Source organism: Rufibacter radiotolerans, from assembly GCF_001078055.1.
Lineage (GTDB): Bacteria > Bacteroidota > Bacteroidia > Cytophagales > Hymenobacteraceae > Nibribacter > Nibribacter radiotolerans.
Window position 1 is genome coordinate 848,032 of record NZ_CP010777.1, and the last position, 11,895, is coordinate 859,926.

Annotated in this window: 10 protein-coding genes; 1 reads left to right on the forward strand and 9 read right to left on the reverse strand. The window is 52.5% G+C overall.

From position 1 onward, the window contains the following. Nucleotides 1-25: 25 nt before the first annotated feature. A complete protein-coding gene (locus TH63_RS03645; protein WP_048922565.1) occupies nucleotides 26-1,570 on the reverse strand; it encodes a glycosyltransferase family 39 protein in 1,545 nt (514 codons plus the stop codon). 524 nt (nucleotides 1,571-2,094) lie between these two features. Here TH63_RS03645 and TH63_RS03650 point away from each other — a divergent pair. Beyond that, nucleotides 2,095-5,538 carry a pyruvate carboxylase gene (locus TH63_RS03650; RefSeq protein ID WP_048919740.1) on the forward strand — a complete coding sequence of 1,148 codons (3,444 nt, stop codon included), beginning with the start codon at nucleotides 2,095-2,097 and terminating at the stop codon, nucleotides 5,536-5,538. A 72-nt stretch (nucleotides 5,539-5,610) separates the two neighbouring features. Here TH63_RS03650 and TH63_RS03655 read toward each other — a convergent pair whose 3' ends face one another. From TH63_RS03655 to TH63_RS03690, 8 genes are all read right to left on the reverse strand, one after another. Next, complete coding sequence (locus TH63_RS03655) at nucleotides 5,611-6,930, reverse strand: ABC1 kinase family protein (RefSeq protein WP_048919741.1); 1,320 nt, start codon at nucleotides 6,928-6,930, stop codon at nucleotides 5,611-5,613. 6 nt (nucleotides 6,931-6,936) lie between these two features. Continuing rightward, on the reverse strand, nucleotides 6,937-7,602 hold the full coding sequence (locus tag TH63_RS03660; RefSeq protein WP_048919742.1) for a TetR family transcriptional regulator C-terminal domain-containing protein: 666 nt from the start codon (nucleotides 7,600-7,602) through the stop codon (nucleotides 6,937-6,939). Between the two features lie 207 nt (nucleotides 7,603-7,809). Beyond that, on the reverse strand, nucleotides 7,810-8,328 hold the full coding sequence (locus tag TH63_RS03665; protein WP_076606594.1) for an SgcJ/EcaC family oxidoreductase: 519 nt from the start codon (nucleotides 8,326-8,328) through the stop codon (nucleotides 7,810-7,812). Nucleotides 8,329-8,411: 83 nt separating this feature from the next. Then, nucleotides 8,412-9,239, reverse strand: a complete 828-nt coding sequence (locus tag TH63_RS03670) for a helix-turn-helix domain-containing protein (protein ID WP_048919744.1) — start codon at nucleotides 9,237-9,239, stop codon at nucleotides 8,412-8,414. Between the two features lie 54 nt (nucleotides 9,240-9,293). Beyond that, nucleotides 9,294-9,650, reverse strand: a complete 357-nt coding sequence (locus tag TH63_RS03675) for an iron chaperone (protein ID WP_048919745.1) — start codon at nucleotides 9,648-9,650, stop codon at nucleotides 9,294-9,296. Next, nucleotides 9,651-9,935, reverse strand: coding sequence for a toxin-antitoxin system YwqK family antitoxin (locus TH63_RS20460; RefSeq protein WP_048919746.1), 285 nt, complete (start codon nucleotides 9,933-9,935; stop codon nucleotides 9,651-9,653). Nucleotides 9,936-10,019: 84 nt separating this feature from the next. Then, the gene (locus tag TH63_RS03685; protein WP_262506184.1) at nucleotides 10,020-10,751 is read right to left on the reverse strand and encodes a class I SAM-dependent methyltransferase; all 732 of its coding nucleotides are present in this window, start codon (nucleotides 10,749-10,751) and stop codon (nucleotides 10,020-10,022) included. A 36-nt stretch (nucleotides 10,752-10,787) separates the two neighbouring features. Beyond that, complete coding sequence (locus tag TH63_RS03690; RefSeq protein ID WP_048919748.1) at nucleotides 10,788-11,864, reverse strand: calcium:proton antiporter; 1,077 nt, start codon at nucleotides 11,862-11,864, stop codon at nucleotides 10,788-10,790. Nucleotides 11,865-11,895: the final 31 nt, after the last annotated feature.

The window sequence follows — 11,895 nt, forward strand, 5'->3', positions numbered from 1 at the left end:
GTTGCGCTTCCGTTTTCAACGATTGTTACCATTCCTTTTTCTTTGCGATGACCCGCTCCCGCAATTGCTGGGCTAGCACGGGAGACACGCCCCGCAGCAGGTAAACGGCCGTGCCTTTCTCGCGCGCGAAATCAGAGGTTACCTCACCCACTTTAGAGACGGAATTCACCAGCGGTTTCTCCTCTTCCTGCAATACCTGCTCGCCCAGCGTCTTCACCAGGATAATATGCTGGACGGGTAATTCCAGCGGGTACCAGTGCAGGTAATCGGCGTTAAAGGAAACCGCTGCCGGGAGCTGTTGCCGGCCGTAAAAGTTAATGGCACCGGCCTGGCCGTAGTTGTCGCAGAGCACCAGGGTGTGCGGCTTTTCTGCAGCAGGAATCTGAGCAAAGGCCTTCTGGGTTAGGTGGGTCAATTCGCGCCAGCCCAGCATATCGGCAAAGTCCTGGGGCAGGGCGTGGTCTTTCCCGTCTTCCCATTTGAGCAGGTTGAGTTCCTTGAATTTGGCAGATTTCACCCGTATCTGGGCCGGGGAAAGCAGCGGGAACACCACATCTACCAAAGGGAGAAAAAGCGCCACGTTCAGGCCTATCCAGAACGGGCGGGTCCACCGTTTCCAGCCCTCCCGGAAAAGATGCTCCCAATACACACTTCCAAAGGCCAGCAACACCGGGTATAAACCCAGGGCATAATAATTTTTGGCTTGCAAGTACGTGAACAGCGCCATAGTAGCCACATATGCTAGCCCCACAAACCGGAACGGCCGGAAAGGCGCATAGACTACAAACGCCACCAGCGCCCCAATCACCAGGTAAATAGACCCAATGAAAAACAGCACCTGGTCCTGCCAGAAATCAAGCCGGTTTACGTGCAGCAATTGCGTCTGCTGGAGTTCTGCCATGTGGTACACCACCGGCCACCCATGCGTGAATTGCCAGACAAGGTTGGGCAGGAAAAGCAACGTGGCAATAAGGAGGGCTCCATAAAAAGCGGGTCGTTTGAAAAGACTCCCGTGACCCGTGAGCAAAAGGGCCGGCAACAGCCCCACGAGCAAAAACACCAGGTTGTATTTGTTCAAGAGCCCAAGGCCCACTACCACCCCAAGCCACAACAAAATTTTTCCTTCCTGAAAGCGCACATACCGCACCAGTAGGTAGAATACCAGCGTCCAGCAAAGAATGTCAAATGAGTTAGGCTGAAACAGCATGTTCACCCGCAAGAGGGCAGACAAGAGCACGGCCATGCCCGCCAGCAGTTTGGCGTAGTAGCCCCCGCCAATGAGGTCTACCGTTTTCCAGACCGTGACCAGCGTGAGCGCCCCAAACAGCGCCGGGAAAAACCGCACCCAAAACACCGTGTTGCCCAGAGCCTTTATCACCCACGCCACCCAAGCCGTGAACGGCGGCACGGAGAGGTAGCCAAATGCCATGTGGTTGGCTTGGTCCAGGTGCAGGTACTCGTCGCGCTGCAGGTCATAGGAACTATCTACCAAAAAGTCCTGCAGCAAGAACTTCAATAGTACCAGCGTCAGCAAAGAAGCGGTTTCAAGGATAGGTGTTTTCCGGGTCACAGAATTGGCGTTTAGCAAGCAGATAAGGTGAAGTTGACAGGCTTAAAGGGCCGGAAATTCTCTTGATTCCCGGTTCAAGTTTAAAGATAGAGAAGTATCTATATAAGTCTATGGGGTGGCCCACCAGAAAGACCGCTTTGGCGAAGGCATCTGGTAAGCAACTATGGGTAGGATGTAGGCGTGGTGGCCTGAAGAACCAAGTGAAAATAAACAGGACCGGTGGGGTAGGGGTACCATCTGGGTTCGTTCCGTTTCAGGCCTGTTTTTCAGAAAACAGGCCTGAAACGGAAGCGCCCTTCACTCTGGTTTTTCAGCCTTGACAATACCAGCGTAGACAAAACTTGGATAACAGCCCGGGAAATCGATTTCCGAAAATGAAGCCGTAAAGTTTTGAGAATGAGGCGTGGACATTGATTTTTTATTTTCGTAACTAACAGATGTTAGCCAAGCTGTAGGGAAAGAAACAAGAAGAAAAAGAAGGGATAGTCTGGCTGTTTTTGCTCCTCCCATCCTAATCCTTTTTTATGAACATCCAGAAACTCCTGGTCGCTAACCGGGGCGAAATCGCTATTAGGGTATTACGGGCCTGCAATGAGTTGGGCATTAAAACCGTGGCCATCTATACCTATGAAGACCGCTACTCTTTGCACCGCTACAAGGCAGATGAGGCGTACCAGGTAGGCAAAGACAACCAACCCCTCCAGCCGTACCTTAACATAGAGGAAATCATCCAGATTGCCAGGGAGAACGAGGTGGACGCCATTCACCCGGGCTACGGGTTCCTCTCAGAGAACAAAGACTTTTCCCAGGCCTGCCTGGACAACGGTATCCTGTTCATCGGGCCCAAGCCCGAGGCCATGGCCGCACTGGGTGATAAAATAGCCGCCAAGAAAGTGGCCCAGGCCAACGGCGTGCCGCTCATCCAAAGCAACCAGCAGGAACTCACTGATGTCAGCGTGGCCCTGGAAGAGGCGCACCGCATTGGCTACCCCATCATGCTTAAAGCCGCCGCCGGGGGCGGAGGCCGAGGCATGCGCGTGCTCCGCGACGACGAGCAACTGGAGAAAGGCTTTTTTGAGGCCAGGAACGAAGCAGCCAAAGCCTTCGGGGATGATACGCTGTTCCTGGAGAAGTTCGTGGAGCGGCCCAAGCACATAGAGGTGCAGGTGGTGGCCGATAACCATGGCCACATCACCCACCTGTTTGAGCGTGACTGCTCGGTGCAGCGAAGGTTCCAGAAGGTGGTGGAAGTGGCCCCGGCCCTGGGCTTGTCTGAGCGCGTGAAAGAGGAGCTGTATGACTACGCACTGCGCATTTGTAGGGCCGTGAACTACAATAACGTGGGCACCGTGGAGTTTCTGGTGAACCCGGTCACGGAGGAAATCTACTTCATTGAGGTGAACCCGCGCATACAGGTGGAACACACGGTCACCGAGATGGTGACGGGCGTGGACCTGATCAAAACCCAGGTTTACATTGCGGCGGGCTATGACCTCTCGGCACCGGAGATTAACCTGGGGCCAGACCGTAAGATTGTTCCCTCGGGCTTTGCCATCCAGTGCCGCATTACCACGGAGGACCCCGAGAACGATTTCAAGCCCGACTATGGCACCATCATTGCCTACCGCAGCGCCGGGGGCTTTGGCATACGCCTGGACCAGGGCAGCGTGTACCAGGGTGCCAAGGTAAGTCCGTTCTTTGATTCGCTGCTTGTGAAGGTGCTGGCCCATGACAATACGCTGGCGGGCGCGGCCGTGAAAATGCAACGGACCCTGGACGAGTTCAGATTGCGCGGCGTACGCCACAACATGCCGTTCCTGCACAACATCGTGAGCCACCCCGAATTCATCAAGGGCAACGCCACCGTAGATTTTGTGAAGGACCACCCCGAGCTGTTCTTCTTCCAGAAACGGAAAGACCGGGCCACGCGCTTCCTCAACTTCATTGCCGAGATCATTGTCAACGGCAACCCTGATATCAAGGTCAAGAAACCGTACCGTCTGCAGGACAAACCCCGTATTCCGGCTTTCCCCAAGCACGCAGCATACCCCAAAGGTACCAAAGACCTGCTCACGGAGCTGGGGCCCGAAGGCTTCTCCCAATGGCTGCGCCAGGAAAAGCAGATCCATTACACCGACACCACCTTCCGGGACGCCCACCAAAGCCTGCTGGCCACCCGCGTGCGCACCTTCGACCTGGTAAAAGTGGCCGAGGGCTATGCCAAGATGCACCCGCAGACCTTCAGCATGGAAGTGTGGGGCGGCGCCACCTTTGACGTGTGCCTGCGCTTTCTGCACGAAGACCCCTGGGACCGCCTGGCGCAACTCCGGCAGGCCATGCCCAACATTCTACTACAGATGCTCATCAGAGGCGCCAATGGCGTGGGCTACAAGGCCTATCCAGACAACTTGATTGAGGCCTTCGTGGAGAAGTCCTGGGAGACTGGGGTAGATATCTTCCGGATCTTTGACTCGCTCAACTGGATGAAGGGCATGGATTCCTGTCTCAACTTTGTGCGCAAAAGAACGGGCGGCCTCGCCGAAGGCTCTATCTGCTACACCGGTGATATCCTGGACCCCTCCAAAACCAAATACACCCTGGACTATTACCTGCGTTTGGGCAAGCAATTGGAAGACGCGGGTGCCCACATCATCGCTATTAAAGACATGGCCGGGCTGCTCAAACCGTACGCCGCGCAGGTGCTGGTAGAGGCGCTGCGCGATACCGTGAAACTGCCCATCCATCTGCACACCCATGACACGGCCGGCATTCAGGCTGCTACCTACCTCAAAGCTGTAGAGGCCGGGGTAGACGTGATTGATGTGTGTTTGGGGTCTATGTCGGGGCTCACATCGCAGCCTAATTTCAACTCCGTGGTGGAGATGCTGCGGTTCCAGGAGCGGCACCGGGAGTTTGATTTGAAAAGCCTGAACGAGTTCTCCAACTACTGGGAAACCGTGCGCGAGTACTATTATCCGTTTGAGAGCGGCCTTAAGGCCAGCACTGCCGAGGTGTATCAGCACGAGATTCCGGGCGGGCAATACTCCAACCTTCGGCCGCAGGCCCAGGCTTTGGGCTTGGGAGATAAATGGGAGCAGATCAAGCAGACCTTTGCCGAGGTAAACCAACTCTTCGGTGATGTGATCAAGGTGACGCCCAGCTCCAAGGTGGTGGGCGACATGGCGCTGTACCTGGTGTCCAACAACCTGACCACGGTAGACGTGCTGGAGCGCGGCGAGCAGATCTCGTTCCCTGAGAGTGTGCAGAGTTTCTTCCGGGGAGACATAGGGCAGCCCGAAGGCGGTTTCCCGAAGAAGCTGCAGAAGCTGGTGCTCAAAGAAGAACAGCCTTACACTGACCGGCCTAACGAGCACCTGCCACCCGTGGATCTGGAAGGTGGTTTTGCCCGGTTTCAGGAAAAACAGGGCGAAAACAGAACCTTCACCGATTTCCTTTCTTACCAGCTGTACCCCAAGGTGTGGGAAGAATACCGCCAGCACCAAATTCATTTTGGCGATGTGTCCAAAATCCCGACCCGTATCTTCTTCTTTGGCATGCGGCCCGGCGAGGAGTACATCATTGACATGGCTAAGGGCAAGTCCATTATTGTGCAGTACATGTCCATGACCGAGCCAGATGAGGACGGCCTGCGCACCGTTTTCTTCAAACTCAACGGCCAGACCCGCAACATTGAGGTGCGCGACAAGACCGTAAAAGTGGAGAAAGTCTCTAACCGCAAAGCAGAGGCCGGCAACGCCAAGCAACTGGGCGCCCCGCTGCAGGGCATGCTCTCCAAGGTACTGGTTCAGAAAGACCAGGCCGTCAAGAAAAACACGCCGCTTTTCATCATTGAAGCCATGAAAATGGAGACGACCGTCACCGCCCCAGAAGACATGGTCATAGCCGATGTGCACCTGCCCGACGGTACCCTGGTGCACGCCGATGACCTGGTGCTGAGTTTGAATTAAAACTGCTTCAATAAAAAAAAGCCCTTTCCGTCAAAAGGCAGAAAGGGCTTTTACTTGTATAGTGGCTGATTCTTACTGCAGCCAATCTGGTTTAGTGGTGGTGATGTTGGCTTTGAGCTGGTTCAGTAAACTGTAAAGGCCAAAGTAGGTCCTATTCACAAATAAGCCGTGCCGGGAGCCGCGGGCCTGGCGGGAGTTCCGGAACATCTTGTCGCGGGCCACCCGGTCGCCCAGGTCATAGATCTGCTTGAAATAGGCATCATCCCCAAAGTCAAAGGTTTGGCTATGGAAGGGTTTACCCAGCAAGGCGATCATTTCCCTGAAAACCGTTTTGAAGTACGTTTGCTCCACCGGGGTGTCCTGGGAGCTGATAAATTCAAGGTCAAAAAAGATCTGGTTCAGTTCTTCTTCCTGCAGCAGGCTTTCCTTTTTGATGAGCGAGAAATAGCCCTGGTAAAAATCCTGGGGGATCACCTTCACGCAGCCAAAGTCAATAATGGCAAGCGTGGGGCCTTCCTGGATGATGAAATTACCGGGGTGCGGGTCGGCGTGCACCTGTTTTAGGTGGTGCACCTGGTAGTGGTAGAAATCCCAGAGGGCTTGGCCCATCTTGTTACGGTCTGCCTGACTGGGGTTGGTTTTCAGCCAATCTGTAATGTGCGCGCCTTCCAGCCAGTCCATGGTAATAATGCGGGCGCTGCTGAGTTGCGGGTAATAGGTAGGGAAGTTCAGGTGAGGCAGGTGGCGGCAGGCCTGGGAGATTTCCTGCGACCGCTGCACCTCTAACAGGTAATCGGTCTCTTCCAGCAGTTTTTGCTCCACCTCATCCATGTAATGGTCCATCTCCTTTTCGTTCAGGTTGAGTAAGCGGTAGGCAATGGGCCGCACCATTCTCAGGTCTGAACTCACACTGTCGGCTACGCCGGGGTACTGCACCTTTACGGCGTAGGTTTTTCCGTCTTTGGTGGCCTTGTGCACCTGCCCAATAGAGGCGGCATTGACCGCCGAGTGGGTGAAGGTGTCAAATAGGGTGTCTGGGGCGGCCCCGAAAGACTTCTGGAAGGTTCTCACCACCAACGGGTAAGACAGTGGCGGCGCGCTGTACTGGGCCATCATGAACTTTTGCTGGTAGGCGTTGGGCAGCAGGTTTTTGTCCATGGACATCATCTGCGCCATTTTCAGGGCACTGCCTTTCAACTGGCCCAGCGAGGCGTAAATGTCCTCGGCGTTGCTGGTGTGTAGCTCCTCTTTGCTGAGCGAGGGGTTCACCATTTTCTTGGCGTAGTGCTTTATGTAATTGCCGCCCACCTTGGCGCCGGTACTTATGAATTTGGAGGCACGCTGTACTTTGGAGGTGGGAATATGATCCTGCTCCTGCGGGGTATCTTTCATGGGTTCTTATCTGGACTGGTAAAGGAATTTGGCGAAATCAAGGAGGGAGTCTATCGCGTTTCGGCCAATGAGGTCAAACGCCAGCGCCACCGACTTTTCAATGGCCGCATCTGTTTTCTCAAAGCCCGGCGAGGTGTCCCGAAGCCAGAACTGGAAAATGAACATGGTCTCGGCCCACATTCCTTCCTCATAGCCGTCTGAAAAGAACTTCCTGTCCACAATTTCACCGGTGGCCTTGCCTTCGTGCACAATCTCTTTGGCAAAGGCCTTGAATTTTCTTTTGAAGCTCATTACCTCGCTGGGCAGCACTTTCGCGAAACCCGCCTGGTGCTCATATAGAGAGAGAAAATAGCTTCTGTTTTTCTTGAGTTCCTCTATCCAGGTAAAGTAGAAAGAGAGCAGCTTCTCCTGGGCCGCGTAGGAGGGGTACACTTCCTGGGCGTACATCACGGCCAGGGTCTGGTCAAAGATCTGGTCCCACACCTCGCTTTTAATGCTTTTAAAGGAGTTGTAGTACTGAAAAAACTCTTCCTGCCGCAGGTTCAGGGTCTGGGCAAACTTGAAGACCGAAGCCGGCTCATGGCCAGTCTCCAGCACGTGCTGGATAAAGGCGTTTTTTATTCTGGCTTTCTCTTCTGGTTCTCTATGTTGGATGGGTGCTGTGTTTTCCATTGTCTTGCTGTTGTCTGCCAGGATAACAAGCAACACAGGGGAGAGGTTTAAATAATGAGAAGATAGTATTCAATGGATTGGCTCCTGGAAGGCGCGTGCCGTAAAACCGTTGGAAGCAGCCATCCTTGCCTTGCTGGCAGGGTCTTAAGGAACTTCCTGTTTTGGGCCTGTTTTTCTAAAAACAGGCCCAAAACAGGAAGTTTGCTTTTACTCCTTGCTCATGTACAACACCGGATTATTCTTGGCGGCGAAGGGGTCTATGACAATATTATGCCCGGCCGTGATCAGCCATTTCCCTTTTTGCTTTACCATGACCAGGGTCGCCAACTCTTCATCATCGCCCATTTTGTTATGGCCATTGTCTATGCCGTCTGGTGGGTAAAAAGCGCCTACTCCCCAAAGAAGGTGCACAAGGGCAACGTCATCGGTCAGGAACCTGATGTGCGTTTTTGTTTTGGTCTGGGGAGTGTTTTTGAAGAATGTCTTGTGGTAGGTCTCCAGGCCGTGCCGGTTTTCTTTCTGGCCTTTCCACCACATGCCCACAATGTTCACCCAGTCAAAGTCTGGGGTGGTATAGGTCTCCATTTTGTCAAAATTGTGCCGGTTCCAGTCGGCAATCATGGCGTCAATCTGGGCATTGATGGCGGTTTGGTCTTTCTCTCTTTGCTGGGCAAAACCTGTTACCCATAGCAGGCAAATACAACCGGTAAGCAGCATCTTTTTCATGGCTATTTCTCCTTTCTGTTTAGTGAAGTAATACCCCAAAACTAGGGGTTGCCACTACCAGTAAATAGTATAAAAAAGACATTCTACACCAGTATATTAGACTGCAGCCGGTAAGGCGTCTGCACCAGGTCTTTGGCGATGATTCCAGGAGTTACGCCGGCAAATTCTTTAAAGTCTCTGATGAGGTGCATCTGGTCAAAATACCCCGAGGCATAGGAAATATGGGTCCAGCTAAGGTCTGGGCGCGTTTCACGTAGGCGGTAGGCGTTAGAGAAACGAATAAGGCGGGCAAAGACTTTGGGCGAGAGGCCTATTCTCTCGCGGCACTTCCGTTCAAACTGTTTCAGGCTCAGGCACCCCAGGTCGGCTACCTGCTCAATTGGCATATTGCCCGTTGCGCCCACCAGCTGCTCTAAAGCCTTGTCAAAGGGTAGAGGAGGGGCGCTTTCTTTTAATTTCTTCCACAAAAAAGCCTCTACCTGTTTCACCATCTGGTCCTGGGTAGGGGTGTTGCGCAGCTGCTCCATAAGTTGGGACACCTCTGAGCCTAAGACATCAGAGGCGTCATAGCCCTGGTCTAAAAGCAGATGCATGGGTACGCCAGTGAGTTTATGCAAGCCGCCGGTTTTAAAGCCTACATGCACCATTAAATGGTCATGGCCCATTTTTATGTTGACGCGGGTCAGCTGAGGCCCTACCAGCAGACAGTCGGGACTACTGACCAGCGTTTCTGACCCAAAAACCTGGGTTTGCACCGGATCATTGACATAAAAGAACAAACTGTGCTGGGGCGTAGGAGGAAAGGGATTAAGGGGCATAGCACTGCCGCTATCAGATTTCAAGCTGAAAATCATGATAGACTGCACATATTCCCGCAGACCAGGCGCCGGTAAGTAAACCTGTATGTTCAACTAGAGGAAGGTGTTTTTTTACTTGTACGGAGGGTATATGGGAAGGTAACCTTTCTATTTCTTCCCTGAGTTCTCTTTGTTTTCCTGCGCCCTAAAGGCCACCATTCTGGAGATGAGGTCATAGGGCACGGGCTGGTCCAGGGGAAACTGGACAGACCCTTTTCCTTGTTTGTAAGCGGCCAGTTCTGCGGCAAAGGCCGAGTGGCCGGTAGGGGTGGCGTAAAAGCCGATGTGGTGTTTGAAGCCGGCAAAATACACCAGGGCCTTGCCTTCGGTTTTGTAGGCAGGCATTCCGTAGCTTATGCTTTCCTGGGCCTGGGGTGCGGCCGCTACAATAGTCGCCCTTATCTGGAGCAGGAGCGTTTGAACTTCCGCCGGAAAGGTATTAATATACGTTTCTACCGGGTCCATCTAAAGCGATTTTTTGAGCAGTTTGCCATTATCAAAATCCTCCTGGTACTCTACCTGGTCATTTCTATCATAGCGTACAAAGGAGCCGTGTTTCTGGTTGTCCTTAAAATGGCCTACCTGCCAAAGCTGCCCGGTTTCGCGGTAAAACGTCCATTCTCCCTGCATCTGGTTGTCTGTGAAAGGCCCTGTGGCTTTTACCTTCCCGTTTTTGAAAAAGTAAGTTAGGGTGTCTTCGGTTTGTTCATGGACTTTCTGGCCGTTGGCATAGTTCTTTTTGGCTAGCATAAGCAAGGGGCTGGGCGAGTAATGGGGTAATTTAAAAGACTACTCTTGTAAAGGCAAATCTGTAGTAGGGTTATAAGGCAGCTACTACTGTTCCTCGGTTCGTTTCAGGAGGAGAGTCAATATGCGTGGAAGGGTGGTCCGGTCATCGTTATCAAAGTATTCCTGCACCATGATCAAGGAGAAACCATTCTGGAGGGCCGCCTGCGTAAAATCAGAGAAGTGGTGCGTGAAGCAGGGAACCACCTGGGTACCAGCCGGGGTGTCAAAGCGGGCCTTGGAGCCGGTGTATTGTTTGAAAGGATGCAACTCACCAATGTACACGTAGCTGCCAGCCTGCGTCACCGCTTTCACTTTCTGGAAGATGGTTTGCAGGTCTTCTATATGCTCCAGCACCAGACTGAACGTCACCAGGTCATAAGGTCCCTGGGCAAAGGTCCAGTCCTGGGTAATGTCTGCCTGAATAAAATGAACAAATCCCGTTTTAATTTTCTGCCGGGCTTTTTGCAGCATTTCCTCAGATAGGTCAATGGCGGTTACCTCTGTCACGTGCTCTGCCAGCCAGACCGTATTTTTGCCGGTACCGCAGCCTACTTCCAGGCACCTGTTAAAAGCAAGCCCGTGCAGCGTTTCCCGTAAGGAGACCGCTTCCAGGTCACGGGTGCGATTCTTATTGGTGTCATATTGCTCTGCCCAGAGGTTGTAAGCCTGGCGTGTGTCCATAAGGTATTTCGTTCTTGTTATTGGCTTTAGGAAAAGGGTTTCTTTTAAAAAGAGGAAAGGGTAAGAAAGAACCTCCGGGAATGATGGTAAACCCAATTAATAATCGGTTCTCCTTCTGGCCCCAGGTTTGGGTTAAGGGTAAATCATCAGGAATATAAAGGCAAACAGGTTCACCAGCAGCACTACCCCATACACTATATTGGTCTTGCCGCTGCTTAAAGAAAGCATGACAGTAAATACAGAAAGGCCCAGCAGGATAATGGATTTTATATCAAGCCCTAGAATGATTTTAAAATCATAGAGAATACAGACAATGGCCACACTGGGAATGGTTAAGCCAATACTGGCCAGGGCCGATCCCAGCGAAAGGTTCAGGCTGGTCTGTAGCTTGTTGTTTCTGGCCGCAATAATAGCCGCCGCGCCCTCTGCTAAAAGGATGATGGCCGCAATGATCACCCCCACCAGTGTCTTAGGCAGGTTATAGCCCGTAATGATGCTTTCAATGGTAGGGGAAAGGGTTTTGGCCAACAAAACCACAATCCCTAAGCAAAGGATAAGGAATAATAGGCTGGTGAAAAACAGGCGGTTGCTGATAGGCAGCGGCTCAGATTCCTCCTCTTCATTATCACCACCCACTGTAAGAAAATAGCTCCGGTGCCTTTTGGTTTGCGCGAATAAAAAGCAGGAGTAGATGACCAGACAGGCAATGGAGGCAAAGATCAACTGCGGGTTGGAGTAATAAGACCCCGAGACACTTTCTGTGAAGGTGGGAAAAACCAGGGCAAACCCAATAATGGACACCAACGACACCAGGGCAATGGTCACCGATGGTTTGGAAAAATCCTGTTCATAATGTTTCAGGCTCCCTATCAATAGGCAAAGGCCCACAATGCCGTTCAAGATGAGCATGGTGGCAGAATAGACCGTGTCACGGGCCAGTGAAGCCGCCTCTTTTCCTTCGGCCATCATGAGAGAGATGATAATGGAGACCTCAATGACCGTAATGGAAATGGCCAGGATGATGGTGCCGTATGGCTCGCCCACTTTCTGGGCAATGATCTCAGAATAATGCACGGCTGCCATCACACTGAAAATAAGCAGTACGCTGGCGGCTACCTGAAAGAACGTGCTATCATGGATAAGCCCCGAGAAATAGAGGACCCAGGCCAGTATAGGAATAACAACCGTCCATTGTAGAAATGACTTCATAAGTTTTAGGTAAGATTAGCGGGAGTACTTT

Bases quoted from the DNA above. Each gene is read 5' to 3' on its own strand.
- TH63_RS03660 (WP_048919742.1), bottom strand. From the start codon at position 7,602: ATGGAAAACACAGCACCCATCCAACATAGAGAACCAGAAGAGAAAGCC.
- TH63_RS03655 (WP_048919741.1), bottom strand. From the start codon at position 6,930: ATGAAAGATACCCCGCAGGAGCAGGATCATATTCCCACCTCCAAAGTA.
- TH63_RS20460 (WP_048919746.1), bottom strand. From the start codon at position 9,935: ATGCTAGCCAAAAAGAACTATGCCAACGGCCAGAAAGTCCATGAACAA.
- TH63_RS03650 (WP_048919740.1), top strand. From the start codon at position 2,095: ATGAACATCCAGAAACTCCTGGTCGCTAACCGGGGCGAAATCGCTATT.
- TH63_RS03690 (WP_048919748.1), bottom strand. From the start codon at position 11,864: ATGAAGTCATTTCTACAATGGACGGTTGTTATTCCTATACTGGCCTGG.
- TH63_RS03675 (WP_048919745.1), bottom strand. From the start codon at position 9,650: ATGGACCCGGTAGAAACGTATATTAATACCTTTCCGGCGGAAGTTCAA.
- TH63_RS03665 (WP_076606594.1), bottom strand. From the start codon at position 8,328: ATGAAAAAGATGCTGCTTACCGGTTGTATTTGCCTGCTATGGGTAACA.